This window comes from Methylobacterium oryzihabitans, assembly GCF_004004555.2.
In the GTDB taxonomy this organism is placed as follows: domain Bacteria; phylum Pseudomonadota; class Alphaproteobacteria; order Rhizobiales; family Beijerinckiaceae; genus Methylobacterium; species Methylobacterium oryzihabitans.
This window is the reverse complement of the sequence record NZ_SACP01000017.1, coordinates 1-14,418: the sequence shown is the minus strand read 5'-3', so window position 1 is coordinate 14,418 and position 14,418 is coordinate 1. Positions and strand designations below refer to the sequence as shown.

The following is a 14,418-nucleotide window of genomic DNA, read 5'->3' as shown; positions in this document are numbered from 1 at the left end:
CCGCGCCGCCCCGCCGAGGACGATCCGACGTGCCCCTGAACTGGCTCACCGCGCTCCGGTCGCGCCTCTCCCGCGCCGCCCTCGGCTTCGACGCCTGGATGAATGCGGGGCTCTACGACGGCGGCCGGTCGTTCGGCGACGCCTACGAGCGCTACGCGGAGGTGATGCGCCGCCGCTTCACGGTGCGAGGCGCCAAGCGGCTGGTGTTCGACCTCGCCAGCGAGGGCGTGACGCTCGGCGTCGGCGGCGCCGTGGTGATGCTGATCCTGGCCCAGCCGGCCTTCAACCAGACCAGCGAGAACTGGCTCAAGGCGCAGGACCTCGCCGTCACCTTCCTCGACCGCTACGGCACCGAGGTCGGGCGCCGGGGCATCAAGCACGACGATTCGCTGCGCATCGACGAATTTCCCGACGTGCTGGTCAAGGCGCTGATCTCCACCGAGGACCGGCGCTTCTACGAGCATTGGGGCATCGACCCGATCGGCACCCTGCGGGCGGTCACGGTCAATGCCCGCGGCGGCCACGTCCAGGGCGGCTCGTCGCTGACCCAGCAGCTCGCCAAGAACCTGTTCCTCACCAACGAGCGCTCGCTGGAGCGCAAGATCAACGAGGCGTTCCTGGCCCTGTGGCTCGAATTCCACCTGTCCAAGAACGAGATCCTGAAGCTCTACCTCGACCGCGCCTACATGGGCGGCGGCACCTTCGGGGCGGCGGCCGCCGCCGACTACTATTTCGGCAAGAACCTGAAGGACATCTCGTTGTCCGAGGCGGCGATGCTCGCCGGCCTGTTCAAGGCGCCGACGAAGTACGCCCCCCACGTCAACCTGCCGGCCGCCCGCGCCCGCGCCGCCGACGTGCTGCGCAACATGGTCGAGGCCGGCTACCTCACCGAGGGCCAGATCCAGACCGCCCTGCGCAACCCGGCGACGCCGGTGACGCGCTCGCGCGACATCAGCGCCGACTACTACCTCGACTGGGCCTTCGCCGAGATCAAGCGGCTCGCCGACGACGGCAAGCTCGGCCGCGAGCGGGTGCTGGTGGTCAAGACGCCCCTCGACCTCGACATCCAGCGCCGGGCCGATCAGGCGGTGGAGACGGTGCTGCGCCAGTACGGCGACGCCTTCGACGTCGAGCAGGCGGCCCTGGTGACGATGGACCCGGACGGAGCCGTGCGGGCGATGGTCGGCGGCGCCGATTACGGCCAGAGCCAGTTCAACCGCGCCACCGACGCCCTGCGCCAGCCCGGCTCGTCCTACAAGCCCTACGTCTACGCCGCGGCGCTCGCCACCGGGCAGTGGCGGCCCGACAGCCGGGTCGTCGACGCGCCGGTCTGCATCGGCAACTGGTGCCCGGCCAATTACGGCCGCTCCTTCGCCGGGGCGATGCCGCTCTGGCTCGCGGTGGCGAAGTCGATCAACACCATCCCGGTGCGGTTCTCGATCCAGATGGGCCGGGCGCTCGGCGAGACCCATGACGGCCGGGCGGCGAAGCTCGGCCGGGCCAAGATCATCGAGATCTCCCACAAGATGGGCATCACCAGCAACCTCGTCGATTCGGTGTCGCTGCCGATCGGCTCGGCCGAGGTGACGGTGCTCGATCAGGCCGCCGGCTACGCGGTGTTCGCCAACGGCGGCAAGCGGGCCAAGCCCTACGCGGCGAGCGAGATCCGCACCTCCGGCGGCGAGGTGATCTACCGCCACGACACCAGCGAGGCGCCGCCCGAGCAGGTGCTCTCCACCCGCGTCGTCGCCGACATGAACTACATGCTCAACAAGGTCGTGGAGGAAGGCACCGGCCGCAAGGCGCAGGTCGAGGGCGTGAAGACCGCCGGCAAGTCCGGCACGACGAACGCCTACCGCGACGCCTGGTTCGTCGGCTACACCGGCAACCTCGTCACCGCGGTCTGGTACGGCAACGACGACCATTCCTCGACCAAGAACATGACCGGCGGCTCGCTGCCGGCGATGACCTTCCACGAGGTGATGAACCCGGCCCACCAGGGCATCGAGCTGAAGCCGATGCCGGGGCTGGAATCGGAGAAGACCATCGCGGCCAAGGCCGCGGCTCCGGCCCCGGCCCCGCCGCCCGGGGCCCCCCCCGGCGCGCTGTCGCGGCGCTCGTTCGAGGTGCTGAACGGCATGGTCGGGCTGTTCCGCGCCGCCGAGGCGCCGCCGCCCGGCAAGGCGGCGTTCAACACGCTGGGGGACAAGACCGGGATGCGGTGAGCCGGCGCGCGGGCGCGCCTCGCCCCGCAGGGTCGCGATCGTCTGCGGCGGGCGGATCCTCGGCGGCGCCCGCTTCGCCGACGAGCCGGTCCGCCACAAGGCGCTCGACCTGATCGGCGATCTCGCCCTCGCCGGCCGCCCGATCCTGGCGCGGTTCGTCGCCAACTGCCCGACCCACGCCCTGACCCACGCCTTCCCGACCGGGCTGATGCGCCATCCACAAGGCTAGGAGGTGGTGGCGACGACCGAGCCGCGGCCGCCCTGCCGACCGGCCAACCATCGGGATCCGCAACTTGATTTGGCCGCAAAGCGGAGCGATCGAGTCGCGGCCGGTCCCCGTGCCGCGTCGCGCCAGGACGGCAGGAGCCCCCTCCCCGCCTTGCTCCCAAGCTGAGGCGTCAGTACGGTCCCGGCCCATCGCTGCCATGCCGTGGCCGTTCTCCCGTCCGGTCGGAAGACCCTGAAGCTTGCGCATCGCCTCCCTCGTCCTCGTCTGCCTCGCCGCGCTCCTGGCGGTGATCCTGCCGGTCCCCGCGGCCCGTGCCGTCGAGGCGGTGCGGGTCGGCCTCGATTCCCAGGCCATCGATCTCACCCCGGCGATCGAGCGCTACCGCTCGGACGGCGACCTGATCCAGATCTCGACCGCGCCCGGCAAGGACGGCATCGTGCGCCGCATCGCCGTGAAGGCGCGCGAGACCGGGGCGCGGCCGGACTGGATGGTGTTCGCGCTCACCAACGACACCGACGAGCAGATCGACCGCCTGCTGGTGGCGCCGCATTTCCGCCTCGTCGGCTCGGGCGTAGTCTGGCCCGACCTCGGCGGCTCGCGCATCGCCGCGATCACCGCGAGCCAGGGCATCCGCCCGGAGCGCGACGAGAGCCCGGACGCCGACCAGTTCGTCATCACGCTCGATCCCGGCACGACGGTCACCTTCGTGGCCGAGCTGCGCACGCCGAACGTGCCGCAGGTCTACCTCTGGGACCAGGACGCCTACCGCAAGAAGGCGACCGGGCTGACGCTCTACAAGGGCATCATCATCGGCATCGCCGGCCTGCTGGCGCTGTTCCTGACCATCGTGTTCGTGGTCAAGGGCGCGATCATCTTCCCGGCGGCGGCGGCCCTGGCCTGGGCGGTGCTGGCCTATGCCTGCATCGACTTCGGGTTCTTCCAGCGCATCTTCCCGGTCACCGAGACCGCCGAGCGGATCTACCGCGCCTCGGCCGAGGCGGTGCTCGGCGCGACCCTGCTGGTGTTCCTGTTCGCCTATCTCAACCTCGCCCGCTGGCACGTCCGCTATAGCCACGTCGCCCTGCTGTGGCTGGTCTTCCTCGCCGGACTCGTGGCGCTCGCGGTGGTCGACCCGCCGGTGGCGGCGGGCGTCGCCCGGATCTCGATCGCGACGGTCGCCGGGGTCGGGCTGCTGCTCGTCGTCTACCTCGCGGCCCATAACGGGTACGACCGGGCGATCCTGCTGATCCCGACCTGGCTGCTGCTCACCGCCTGGGTGGTGGCGGCGGGCTTCGCGATCACCGGGCAGCTCCGCAACGACCTCGTGCAGCCGGCGCTGATCGGCGGCCTCGTGCTGATCGTGATGCTGATCGGCTTCACGGTGCTCCAGCACGCCTTCTCGGGCGGCGGGCTGACCAGCAGCCTCGTCTCGGACACCGAGCGGCGGGCGCTCGCCCTCACCGGGGCCGGCGACGTGGTGTTCGACTGGGACGTGCCGGGCGACCGGGTCTTCGCCGGGCCGGAGATCGAGGGTCAGCTCGGCCTCAGGCGCGGCGCCCTGGAGGGGCCGGCGGCGAACTGGCTCGCGCTGCTGCACCCGTTCGACGTCGACCGCTACTCGGCCGCCCTCGACACCGTGATCGAGGAGCGCCGCGGCCGCATCCTGCAGGATTTCCGCCTGCGCTCGGCCGCCGGGCCGTATTACTGGTTCCGCCTCAAGGCCCGCCCGGTGATCGGCGCCGACGGCGAGGTGATCCGGGTCGTCGGCACCATCGCCGACGTCACCGAGATGAAGACTGCCGAGGAGCGGCTGCTGCACGACGCGGTGCACGACAACCTCACCGGCCTGCCCAACCGCGAGCTGTTCCACGACCGGCTCGACGCGGCCCTCGCCCTCGCCTCCCAGGACCCGCGCCACAAGCCGACGGTGCTGGTCCTCGACATCGACCGGTTCAAGCAGGTCAACGACGCGATCGGGCTGTCGGCCGGCGATTCGATCCTGCTCACCCTGTCGCGCCGCCTCGGGCGGCTGCTGCGGCCGCAGGACACGCTGGCGCGCACCGCCGGCGACGAGTTCGCGGTGATCCTGCTCTCCGAGCGCGACCCCGACCGCATCCTCGCCTTCGCCGACATGATCCGGCGCCAGATCACCACGCCGATCACCTACGCCGACCGCGAGATCTTCCTCACCGCCTCGATCGGGCTCGCCCTCTACGAGACCGGCACCAGCCCGAAGCGCGACGAGGTGGCCAAGAACGCCGAGATCGCGATGGTCAACGGCAAGCGCCAGGGCGGCGACCGCATCGAGGTCTACCGGCCGACGATGCGGGCCGAGCGCGGCGACCGGCTGATGCTGGAGGGCGACCTGCGCCGCGCGATCGAGCGCAACGAGATCAAGGTGCTTTTTCTGCCGATCGTGCGGCTCGAGGACCGCACGGTGGCGGGCTTCGAGACCCTGCTGCGCTGGGACCACCCGAAGCACGGCCGCGTTCCGGCCCAGACCTTCCTGCCGATCGCCGAGGAGACCGGCCTCGTCGTCGACCTCGGGATCTTCGCCCTGGAGCGCACCGCGGCCGAGCTCGCGGCGTGGCAGGCGGCCCTGGTGGTCGAGCCGCCGATCTTCGCCACCGTCAACATCTCGTCGCGCCAGCTCCTGCGCCACGATCTCCTGCACGACGTGAAGACGGTGCTCGCCCGCACCGGCGTCGCGCCGGGCTCGCTCAAGCTCGAACTGACCGAGAGCCTCGTGATGGAGAACCCGGAATACGCCGCCCAGATGCTCGCGCGGATCCAGGAGCTCGGGGCCGGGCTGTGCCTCGACGATTTCGGCACCGGCTACTCGGCGCTGGCCTATCTCCAGCGGTTCCCGTTCGACACGATCAAGATCGACCAGTCCTTCGTGCGCCAGATGGCGAGCGGCCGCTCGACGATCCTGCGCTCGATCGTCCGGATGGCGCGGGAGATCGGCCTCGAGGTCGTGGCGGAGGGCGCCGAATCCGAGACCGACGCCGTGGCGCTCGCCGAGTTCGGCTGCGACTACGCCCAGGGCTACGCCTTCGGCGAGCCGATGTCGGTGCTTCAGGCGCGCCAGCTCGTCGGGGCGGCGCCCGAGGCCGCCTGAGGCGGCGGCTCGGCGGCGCCCGCCAGCGGCCCGGCCGACAGGTCGGCAAGGGTTCGGATCAGCCGGTCAGCCGCGACCGGCTTGGAATGGACCGGCAGGTGCGGCCACGCCGCCCGCATCGTCCGCGGCAGCACCCCCGCGGTGCAGATCAGCACGGGGATGCCCTCGTCGATGAGGCGCCGGGCGGTCGGGGTCGCGTCGCCGTCGGCGAGGTTGAGGTCGAGCAGTGCGACGTCGACCGCCTCGCGGTCGAGCAGGGCCAGCGCCTGGCGGTTCGAGCGCGCCGGCCCGACCACCCGCCCGCCGGCATCGGCGACGAGGTCGCCGAGTTCCATGGCGATCAGGGTCTCGTCCTCGACGATCAGAACCCGCCGGCCGTTCAGCATCACGATCCCCGCCCGGCCCGCCCTCTGCGGCGCCCGCGGCGCGCGGCGGCCCGGGGCGAATCGGGTCGGCCAACCCTGGGCCGCGGGACGGACGTGGTCAACCTAGCGTCACTTTGCCCGGTCGGCTTAAGACCCCCTTAACCATGCGCTCGCCATGATGCCGGCATCGAAGCGGAGCGGGCCCGGGGCCGAGCGACGGGGCTTCGGCAGGAGGGGCGGATGATGGCGGAGGCAGCCTACAGGTTCGCGCGCGAGGACGAGGCTATCGGCGACTCGCCCCTGCTGCGTCGGCTGCTGGTTCGCCCGTCCGACCGCCTGCGGCCGCGCTCCGCCGAAGCGCCGCCGGCTCTCCCCGCCGGCCCCGATCCGCTGCTGGCGCGCCTGAGCGCCGAGAACCGGGTCATCAAGGCGGCCCTGCGCTCCGAGCGGGCGGTCGCGGCGGAGCTGCGGGCGAGCCTCGCGGCCCTCGGCCGGCCGGAGGGCGGTGACGCCCGGTCCCACACCGTCCTCTGACCCTGCCCCCGGTCCGGCGCAGCCCGGACCGGCACGGAGACGGCCATGCGTCCGCGCTTCTCGCTCGTCGTCAACGGCAAGACGGTTCCCGTATCCACGGGCGACACGCCCGGCGAGGCCGTGCCGTCGGTGGCGAACCGCGACGGCGGCGCCGTCGACCACGTCCCGCGGCTCCAGACCACCAGCCGCACCCGCCCGCTCCTCGGCGAGGCGGTGGCCCGGCCGGGGCCCGTTCCCTCGCCCCTGTCGGCGCTCAAGACCGCCAAGCGGGCCGGCACCCTGCTGTCGGTCACGCCGCTCGGCGGGGCGGTGATCGAGGTCGTGGTGACGATCTCCCGCGCCCTGTCGGTGCTGCCCGGACAGCACGTCGAGGCGACGTTCCCGGGTCTCGAGGGGCGCCTGCTGTGCCCGACCCAGCGGATCGAGGGCACGACGGAACTCAACGAACTCGTCTTCCACCTGCGCCGCGACAGCACGCTGGGCGCCGCGGTCGCCGCGATGGCGGCCGGCGGCGTGCAGGCGGAGCACGCGGTGCGGGTCCGCGGCCCGGCCGGCGGCAGCCCGTACCGCACCGGCCGGGGCCGCCTCGTCCTGGTCGCGTCGGAGACCGGCTTCGCGCCGATCTGGGCCATCGCCCGTGCCGCCCGCTACCAGGAATCGTCGCGGGAGGTCGTGGTGGTGGCCGGCGCCCGGGACGCGGGCGACCTCTACATGCGGCCGGCCTTCGACTGGCTGCGGACCACCGGCGTGCAGCGCCTCGTCCTCGCCGCCTCGCGCGAGCGGCTCTCGGCCGCGGACGTGCGCCCGGGGCCGATCACCGCCCACCTGCCGCCGCTGCGGCCGGACGATTGCGTCTACGCCGCCGGCGCGCCGGAGATCGTGCGGGCGGTCGGGATGCTGTGCGAGAGCGCCGGCGCGACCTGCATCGGCATCCCGTTCCTGCGCGCCCGCAGCCGCGCCCGCCGCCTCGTCGCCCCGGGGCCGGAGGAGGCTCAGTTCGGGCTCTGATACGACTTTCGGACGCTTCGTTCCGAAAACCGTGTCACCAGCCCGCGCGGTGGAGCCGAAGGCTCCACGCGCTTGAGCGATGACGATTTTCGCATCGCTCGAAAACCGTACGGGGCGCGTGTCGCGGAATCGGGCTTCAGCCGATCGCCTCGGCCACCGCCTGTCCGCAGGCGGTGGTGTCGGCGTTGCCGCCGAGGTCGCGGGTGCGCAGGGTGCGCTCCGCCAGCACCCGCTCGATGCCCGCCACGATCTCGGCGGCGGCCTCGGCCTCGCCGAGATGCTCCAGCATCATCGCACCCGACCAGATCTGGCCGATCGGGTTGGCGATGCCCTGCCCGGCGATGTCCGGCGCCGAGCCGTGGACCGGCTCGAACAGCGAGGGCAGGTCGCGGTTCGGGTTGATGTTGCCCGAGGGCGCGATGCCGATCGTGCCGGTGCAGGCCGGCCCGAGATCCGACAGGATGTCGCCGAACAGGTTGGAGGCCACCACGACGTCGAACCAGTCCGGATGCAGCACGAAATGCGCCGTCAGGATGTCGATGTGGTACTTGTCCCAGCGCACCTCGGGGTAGTGCTCGGCCATCGCCACCACCCGCTCGTCCCAGAACGGCATGGTGATCGAGATGCCGTTCGACTTGGTGGCCGAGGTGAGGTGGCGCTTGGGCCGCGACTGCGCCAGCTCGAAGGCGAAGCGCAGCACCCGGTCGGTGCCGTGGCGGGTGAAGATCGACTCCTGGACCGCGAATTCGCGCTCGGTGCCCGGGAACATCCGGCCGCCGGTGGAGGAATACTCGCCCTCGGTGTTCTCGCGCACGACCCAGAAGTCGATGTCGCCGGGCTTGCGGCCGGCGAGCGGCGACGGCACGCCGGGCATCAGCCGCACCGGGCGCAGGTTGACGTACTGGTCGAACTCGCGCCGGAACAGCAGCAGCGAGTTCCACAGCGACACGTGGTCGGGAATTTTTTCGGGCCAGCCGACCGCGCCGAAGAAGATCGCGTCGTGCCCGCCGATCTGCGCCTTCCAGTCCTCCGGCATCATGCGGCCGTGCTTGGCGTAGTAGTCGTAGGACGAGAAGTCGAACCAGTCCTGCTGCAGCGTGAAGCCGTGGCGCTTGGCCGCCTGCTCCAGCACCCGCACGCCTTCCGGCACCGTCTCCTTGCCGATGCCGTCCCCGGGGATCACCGCGATGCGGTACTGGCGCTGTCCTGCGGCCATGGCGCGTCTCCTCCCGCGAGGATTTCCGATGCCTCGCATGGGTGCCGGGGTCGCGCATCGGGCGGGCGGGGTCAAGCCGCGGCAGGGCGAGTTTCCTGCTCCTTCGGCGCGCGATCTGATGCTCCGGCCGAAATTCAAGGCAGGCGACTTGGCGTCGTACCGGTCATGGCTTGATCTTTCCCGGCCCGGCTTCGTCCCGTACATGCTGGATGAAGATTGATCTTGAGTTCAGTTGAGAGATTCGGCCGATCGTCGATCTGTTGCTCGTGTCCGATCATTCAGTATAAAATCCCACTACTTGACCCTCAAAACCGATGCCTGTACCCGTTGGAGCCTGTGAGGCTGCGCCGTGCGAGCACCGAAGATGAAAATTATTGCCGCGACCCGCATTCTGGATGAAGCCGATATTGTCGAAGCTTTCATACGCCATTCTGCGCATTTCGTGTCACATCATATTTTGATCGACAACGGCAGCAACGATGGAACCGTCGAAATACTGAAGAAACTGGCCGAAGAAGGATTCGGCATTACAGTCTATCAGAATCGATCGATCCACTACAGCGAGAGATCATTCAATACATTCATGTATCGCAAAGCCATCGAAGAGTTCGGAGCGGATTGGATCGTTTTCCTGGATGCCGATGAATTTCTTGATGACAGGAAACTCGGAACGGGGCTCGGACCCTATCTGCAAAATCTCTCGACGTCACAGCCCAATCTTATCGCTGTGAAAATCCCGATGGTCAATTACAATTATACGAGACAAGACAACAAAGAAGAAATCATTGTTCCACAGCGTACCACAAAGAGACAGGAACCAACCACATCCTATAAAATAATAGCGCGTGCGATGCCTGATTTGTCAATGATCACCATCGACAACGGCTCGCATGATGTTCTGATCGACGGCGTGCAAACTGATAAGAGCATCATCGAAAATAATCTATGGCTGGCACATTACTCTGAACGGCACCCGTTGCAGATCGTCGCAAAGTTTTTCAAGGGTTGGGCCAAGGTTCTTGCCGCAGGGCAGACGCAGGTCGACTCGGGAGTTAGCTGGCACTACAAAGGTCCTTTTTATATGATACTTCAGGACCCAGCGACACTTTTGCGAAATGAATGGTTCATGACCAGAAAGAACGAGTCGCCAGATCTCATCGAAGATCCGATCGCCTACAAGGGCGGTGCGCTGAAATACACGGCGGTGCCCGAGACCGAAATGATCGTCGCGAAAAGCCTCGCCGGCTACATCCATGACATCGCCGTTCAGCACGGCAGGCTGATGGAAGAAAGTCCCGACGCGAGACGCCTCGTCGATGAATGGGCGTCCCAACAAGTGAAGATCATCTAATCTCATTCGTTGCCAGCGCAGAGACGAGACCTGAACTCACCGCCGGAAGCGAGAAGAGAACTTCATGCGACTGAGAAAGTGGTATTTCGCCACCAATGCCCACGGCCTTCAGAAGTATTGGGAGCAGTTGCAAGTCTCCGTTCTGTCGGCAAGACGCCATACCAACCTGGAGCCATATTGTCTCCTAGACAAGGATGGGCAATTTTCCGAGATCGAAGATCGCATCCAGTCGCTGAAGAATCATGGAGTCAATATCATCCACCACCAGTCATCGATCTATCCGATCGTGAAAAATCACTTCAAGATGGACCAGGACATTTATAGCGGTCACTGGCTCAGGTTGGACATTCCCAACATCGAAGCCGAAGACGACTTCATTCTATACACCGATATCGATGTGATGTTCCGTGGGCCGATCGCCGAGGCGATGGAACCGTCCTACATCGCGTGTGCTCCCGAACACCGTCGCGACGATTTCACGTATTTCAACAGCGGCGTGATGATCATGAACACCAGAAATCTTCGATCGACGTGGGGCCAGTTGCGGCAGACCGTCATCGACCGGCTCAACGAGATGCAGCCCCATGACGACCAAGGCGCCTTGAACGTCTGCTATCGTGATCGCTACGACCGCTTGCCGAACGAATGGAACTGGAAACCGTATTGGGGCCCGAATCAGGAGGCCGTGATCACCCACTTCCACGGACCGAAGCCGTTCCAGATCAGAGACATCCTGACCGGAATCCCGGAGAAGAGACCGATCGATGAACTGGTCGACATCTATCATCGGAGCCCTGAAGGCTACGATTTCTTCCTGAAGGAGGCCGATCGATATCGCATCCCGATCGAGCGATGACCTTGGACGACTCCGATCGATCCGGTTCGCCGACGCCGGCGCCGATCACGAAACCCGTCCCATCCCTGTCGGGCACCCCGTGCCGCACCCGGGTGTGCGGCGTTCTCGCACGCCGTCCCGGTCGAACCGCGTTTCCCGACGAAGCGGAATCCACTACGTCGGGGAATGCTCTGGAGAGTCGCGCATGGATGGCGGAGATGGCAACATGGCGGACGTCTCAGACGAAATCCGGATGATCGCTTCAGGCGATCCTGGCGGATCGCATTCGCGACGCGGATTTCGACTCCGCTCAGGTGCCGCGCGGGCTGGTGATACGGATTTCGGAACGGATCGTCCGAAATCCGTATCACGGCATCCCGACGCCGGTCGGACACCGGACGGCCGCGAGCCCGATGCGTCCTGAACCATGAACACGACCGCGAAGACGTCCCGTATGACGGGCATGATTCGGGGCATGCCGTCGCCGGCCGCGATGCGTCGCCCTCGTGTTCGATCCCGACCGTCTGGCCGCACCACCACCGTCGCCCTCGTCCTCTACGCCCTGCTGCTGGGCGCCGGGCTCGGGCTCGCCAGCGCCAACTGGGCGACGCGGGGGCGGTATCCGTTCGGCGGGGTGGCGCTCGGCGCCTGGACGGCGTGGCCGCGGATCGGCTCGCGCGACGCCGACCCCTATGCCCGCGCCATCGACGCCCGCACAGGCGAGGTCCCGCTGGCGCTCGGCGAGGGGCTGGTGCTGACCGCGACGCAGGACGAGGCCGGGCAGCGGCTCGATCCGGGCTGCCGCTACACGATCTCGGGCACCACCCCGCCGGCCCGGGCCTGGACGCTCACCGCCGAGCGCCGGCATCCCGCCCCGGTCGCCGCCGACGCGGCGCCGGTGCCGCGCACCGGCTTCACCTCGACCGAGATCCTGCGCGACCGCAACGGCGGCTTCGCCATCGCGCTCGGCCCGACGGTCGAGCCCGGCAACTGGCTGCCGGTGCCCTCCGGCGAGGGCGCGCTGCGCCTCGTCCTGCGCCTCTACGACACCCCGGTCGCCGCCAGCACCGGCGTGCTGGAGCGCGAGGGCGTCCCCGCGATCACCCGCCTGGGCTGCACGCCATGACGCCGTTCGGACGCTTCCTCCTCGCCACCCTGAGCGGGCTGGTCCTCGCCGGGCTGGTGCATCTCACGGTCGTGCTGGCGATCCCCTACCTGTCGGGCCGCGACGCCCTCACGCGCTCGCGCTCGACGCTCAGCAACGACACCTCGGTGCTGGTCCACCCGGCCCGGGTCGGCGGGCCGGTCGAGGCGGCCGGCGACTGGCTGCCGCCGCAGGATCCCGCCGCGGCGATCGGGGTGTGCGCCTACGACCTCGACGACGGCCCGGTGCGGGTCACCGCCGAGACCGGGCCGCTGCTCGAATCGCTCTCGCTGCACGGGCGCGGCGGCGCCTACTACGCCGTCACCGATCAGGCGGCGGTCCGCGGGACCCTCGAACTCGTCATCATGACCCGGCGCCAGTTCGACGAGGCCCTGGCCGAGGCCGGCGAGGACGAGCGCAACCGCGACGTGCGGGTGGTGGCGCCCGGCCGCGAGGGCTACGTCGTGGTGCGGGTCCTCGCCGCCCTGCCGAGCCAGCAGGCGATGGCCAACAAGGCCGCGGCCTCGGTCTCCTGCACCATCGACGGGCCGGACGAGTAGAGCCCTCAGCCCTTGCGCACCAGCACCGCCCCGGCGGCCACCCCCTCCCCCACCGGCACCAGCCCGCAGCGGGCTTCCGCCTCCGGCGGCACCAGCGGGTCGAGCAGCCGGCGGCGGGCGTCGAGGAAGCCGAGGGCGCGCTCGGCCGCCACCGCCTCGTCGCCCGGAACCTCCAGCATCAGGTGCTCCAGGGCGTAGCGGTAGCTCGCCGAGCGGGCGGCGGTCTCGATCCGGACCCAGGCGACGAGGCAGCGGTTCTCCGCCACCCGCATCGCGGCGTTGCGCACGTCGGCATCGTCGAGGGTGCGGATGAACGGCAGGCTGCCGAGCCGGGCCGCGTCCGCCCGCACCACCCGGGCGGCGGTCTCGGCGAAGGCCGGGATCAGGCGGCCGTCGGCGATCAGGTCGTCCGAGAGCCGCCGGTAGCGCGAGACCGGCGAGCGGAACGGCTCGCCCGTCACCGCCTCGAAATAGGCCGCCGGGTCGGAGGGGCGCCAGGCCACCGGCAGCACCCGGGCGCGGGTGAGGTTGGCCAGCGCCGCCTCGAACAGGCTGCGCTCGCGCGCCGGCATCAGGAAGCGCCAGGCGCGGTCGCGCAGGGTGCGCTCGTCGTCGGTGTAGGGAAACAGCGAGGCCGGCTCGCCGCGCTCGCGGGCCGCGACCTCGCCGGCGGCATCGATGAGGCCGTTCCAGGCACTCGGCGCCGGGCGTCCGAAATCGCCCATCTGGGCGCAGGCCCCCGTCAGCGTCAGCGCCAGCAGCACGGCGATCCGGCCCGGGATGGCGGCCATGCCGGGCTAGCCCTGCCGGCGGCGGTCGCCGGCGCGCTGCGGCTCGGCGACGTCCGGCCGGCGCTCGTAGCGCACGCCGGTATAGAGCAGGATCCGGCCGCGGGGCTCCGCCTCGGCGAGGAGCCGCCGCGGCGGTCGCGCCTCCGGGCCGGGAAACGCCAGAAGGTCCGCGCCGGGACGATGCGTCGAGCCGTTCATGCCTGCCTCCGAAATCCGTCCCTCCGCGGGAGCGCCGCACGCTCAAGCTCGGGCGTGCGAGGAGGAGCCAATCACGACATGGTTAACGGAAGCTTTCGCGGGGGCCGCGTCCGGACACGGCGTAAACCCTTCGTGACCGGCTCAGCCCCCCGTCCCCGCTATCCCCAGGCCGACGGGGGCGATGGCCCCGCACGCTTAAGGTTCGATTCACGACACCGTTCGCATCCTGGGGGCCGTCTCGTACTGCGTAACCGGTCCCATGCCACGCTCCGCCGCCGGCACCCTGTCCGACCTCATCGAGTTCGCCCGGGATCGCCGCCTCGACATCAAGCCCGTCCTGCTGCGGGTCCAGACCGACCTGTTCGTCTCCGCCCCGGTCCGGGACGCTGCGAGCCTGCGCGACTTCGAGGCCCTCGCCTCCGGGCTGATCCCGATGGTGGACGCCGCGACCGCGGCGATCGTCGCGCAGAAACTCGCGCCGCTCGCCGACACCCCGCAGGCGGTGCTCGAGGCGCTGGCCGCCCGGGGCGGGGCGGCCCGCGAGGCGGTGCTGTCGCTGAGCCCGCGCCTGTCGCTGCCGGTGCTCGACGCCGCCGAGAACGGCCCGGTGCCCGACCCGGCGATCGCCCGGCGCGCCGACCTCAGCCGCGCCCTCGTCGACGACCTGTCGCAGCGCGGCGACCCGGCGATCGACCGGGCGCTCGCCGGCAACGCCGCGATCACCCTCGCCGGGCCGGTGCTGGCGCGCCTCGTCGCCCGCGCCCGCGACCGGGCCGACCTCGTCGCGCTCCTGCTCGGCCGCGCCGACCTGCCGGCGGGCGACCTCGCCCCGCTCTTCCTG

General features: G+C 69.7%; 15 protein-coding genes. 11 read left to right on the top strand and 4 right to left on the bottom strand.

The features are described 5' to 3' along the window. Positions 1 to 29 precede the first annotated feature (29 nt). From EOE48_RS17375 to EOE48_RS17365, 3 genes are all read left to right on the top strand, one after another. Complete coding sequence (locus EOE48_RS17375) at positions 30 to 2,225, top strand: transglycosylase domain-containing protein (RefSeq protein WP_246154560.1); 2,196 nt, start codon at positions 30 to 32, stop codon at positions 2,223 to 2,225. A 37-nt stretch (positions 2,226 to 2,262) separates the two neighbouring features. Beyond that, positions 2,263 to 2,454, top strand: coding sequence for a UDP-3-O-acyl-N-acetylglucosamine deacetylase (locus EOE48_RS17370; RefSeq protein ID WP_425463673.1), 192 nt, complete (start codon positions 2,263 to 2,265; stop codon positions 2,452 to 2,454). Between the two features lie 244 nt (positions 2,455 to 2,698). Beyond that, positions 2,699 to 5,575, top strand: coding sequence for an EAL domain-containing protein (locus EOE48_RS17365; protein ID WP_425463672.1), 2,877 nt, complete (start codon positions 2,699 to 2,701; stop codon positions 5,573 to 5,575). Here EOE48_RS17365 and EOE48_RS17360 read toward each other — a convergent pair. Further along, the gene (locus tag EOE48_RS17360; protein ID WP_127731415.1) at positions 5,533 to 5,961 is read right to left on the bottom strand and encodes a response regulator; all 429 of its coding nucleotides are present in this window, start codon (positions 5,959 to 5,961) and stop codon (positions 5,533 to 5,535) included. The genes EOE48_RS17365 and EOE48_RS17360 overlap by 43 nt on opposite strands. A gap of 222 nt (positions 5,962 to 6,183) precedes the next feature. Here EOE48_RS17360 and EOE48_RS17355 point away from each other — a divergent pair, with 222 nt between their 5' ends. Together EOE48_RS17355 and EOE48_RS17350 are read left to right on the top strand one after the other, a co-directional pair. Then, complete coding sequence (locus EOE48_RS17355) at positions 6,184 to 6,474, top strand: hypothetical protein (RefSeq protein ID WP_127731413.1); 291 nt, start codon at positions 6,184 to 6,186, stop codon at positions 6,472 to 6,474. A gap of 45 nt (positions 6,475 to 6,519) precedes the next feature. Continuing rightward, complete coding sequence (locus EOE48_RS17350) at positions 6,520 to 7,482, top strand: ferredoxin reductase domain-containing protein (protein WP_127731411.1); 963 nt, start codon at positions 6,520 to 6,522, stop codon at positions 7,480 to 7,482. A 136-nt stretch (positions 7,483 to 7,618) separates the two neighbouring features. Here the strand turns inward: EOE48_RS17350 and EOE48_RS17345 are convergent, their stop codons facing one another. Further along, positions 7,619 to 8,698 carry a tartrate dehydrogenase gene (locus EOE48_RS17345; protein WP_127731409.1) on the bottom strand — a complete coding sequence of 360 codons (1,080 nt, stop codon included), beginning with the start codon at positions 8,696 to 8,698 and terminating at the stop codon, positions 7,619 to 7,621. A 37-nt stretch (positions 8,699 to 8,735) separates the two neighbouring features. On the opposite strand from EOE48_RS17345, the gene EOE48_RS17340 reads away from it, so the two are divergent. From EOE48_RS17340 to EOE48_RS17320, 5 genes are all read left to right on the top strand, one after another. Next, on the top strand, positions 8,736 to 8,918 hold the full coding sequence (locus EOE48_RS17340) for a hypothetical protein (protein ID WP_127731407.1): 183 nt from the start codon (positions 8,736 to 8,738) through the stop codon (positions 8,916 to 8,918). A gap of 144 nt (positions 8,919 to 9,062) precedes the next feature. Next, positions 9,063 to 10,049: a glycosyltransferase family 2 protein gene (locus tag EOE48_RS17335; RefSeq protein ID WP_127731405.1), complete on the top strand. Its 987-nt coding sequence runs from the start codon at positions 9,063 to 9,065 to the stop codon at positions 10,047 to 10,049. Positions 10,050 to 10,113: 64 nt separating this feature from the next. Beyond that, positions 10,114 to 10,905 carry a glycosyltransferase gene (locus tag EOE48_RS17330; protein WP_127731403.1) on the top strand — a complete coding sequence of 264 codons (792 nt, stop codon included), beginning with the start codon at positions 10,114 to 10,116 and terminating at the stop codon, positions 10,903 to 10,905. Positions 10,906 to 11,359: 454 nt separating this feature from the next. After that, complete coding sequence (locus tag EOE48_RS17325) at positions 11,360 to 12,010, top strand: DUF1214 domain-containing protein (protein WP_246154558.1); 651 nt, start codon at positions 11,360 to 11,362, stop codon at positions 12,008 to 12,010. Next, complete coding sequence (locus tag EOE48_RS17320) at positions 12,007 to 12,588, top strand: DUF1254 domain-containing protein (RefSeq protein WP_127731399.1); 582 nt, start codon at positions 12,007 to 12,009, stop codon at positions 12,586 to 12,588. The genes EOE48_RS17325 and EOE48_RS17320 overlap by 4 nt, the downstream gene beginning before the upstream one ends. 5 nt (positions 12,589 to 12,593) lie before the next feature. Here EOE48_RS17320 and EOE48_RS17315 read toward each other — a convergent pair whose 3' ends face one another. Together EOE48_RS17315 and EOE48_RS17310 are read right to left on the bottom strand one after the other, a co-directional pair. Then, positions 12,594 to 13,379, bottom strand: a complete 786-nt coding sequence (locus EOE48_RS17315) for a hypothetical protein (protein WP_127731397.1) — start codon at positions 13,377 to 13,379, stop codon at positions 12,594 to 12,596. A 6-nt stretch (positions 13,380 to 13,385) separates the two neighbouring features. Continuing rightward, positions 13,386 to 13,577 carry a hypothetical protein gene (locus EOE48_RS17310; protein WP_127731395.1) on the bottom strand — a complete coding sequence of 64 codons (192 nt, stop codon included), beginning with the start codon at positions 13,575 to 13,577 and terminating at the stop codon, positions 13,386 to 13,388. A gap of 259 nt (positions 13,578 to 13,836) precedes the next feature. On the opposite strand from EOE48_RS17310, the gene EOE48_RS17305 reads away from it, so the two are divergent. Then, positions 13,837 to 14,418, top strand: a 582-nt coding sequence (locus EOE48_RS17305; protein ID WP_127731393.1) for a DUF2336 domain-containing protein, incomplete at its 3' end; no start/stop codon positions are given.

Excerpts from the sequence above, each read along its gene's own strand:
- EOE48_RS17360 (WP_127731415.1), bottom strand. The coding sequence starts at position 5,961 with ATGCTGAACGGCCGGCGGGTTCTGATCGTCGAGGACGAGACCCTGATC.
- EOE48_RS17355 (WP_127731413.1), top strand. The coding sequence starts at position 6,184 with ATGGCGGAGGCAGCCTACAGGTTCGCGCGCGAGGACGAGGCTATCGGC.
- EOE48_RS17350 (WP_127731411.1), top strand. The coding sequence starts at position 6,520 with ATGCGTCCGCGCTTCTCGCTCGTCGTCAACGGCAAGACGGTTCCCGTA.
- EOE48_RS17345 (WP_127731409.1), bottom strand. The coding sequence starts at position 8,698 with ATGGCCGCAGGACAGCGCCAGTACCGCATCGCGGTGATCCCCGGGGAC.
- EOE48_RS17340 (WP_127731407.1), top strand. The coding sequence starts at position 8,736 with ATGGGTGCCGGGGTCGCGCATCGGGCGGGCGGGGTCAAGCCGCGGCAG.
- EOE48_RS17335 (WP_127731405.1), top strand. The coding sequence starts at position 9,063 with ATGAAAATTATTGCCGCGACCCGCATTCTGGATGAAGCCGATATTGTC.
- EOE48_RS17330 (WP_127731403.1), top strand. The coding sequence starts at position 10,114 with ATGCGACTGAGAAAGTGGTATTTCGCCACCAATGCCCACGGCCTTCAG.
- EOE48_RS17325 (WP_246154558.1), top strand. The coding sequence starts at position 11,360 with ATGCCGTCGCCGGCCGCGATGCGTCGCCCTCGTGTTCGATCCCGACCG.
- EOE48_RS17320 (WP_127731399.1), top strand. The coding sequence starts at position 12,007 with ATGACGCCGTTCGGACGCTTCCTCCTCGCCACCCTGAGCGGGCTGGTC.
- EOE48_RS17315 (WP_127731397.1), bottom strand. The coding sequence starts at position 13,379 with ATGGCCGCCATCCCGGGCCGGATCGCCGTGCTGCTGGCGCTGACGCTG.
- EOE48_RS17310 (WP_127731395.1), bottom strand. The coding sequence starts at position 13,577 with ATGAACGGCTCGACGCATCGTCCCGGCGCGGACCTTCTGGCGTTTCCC.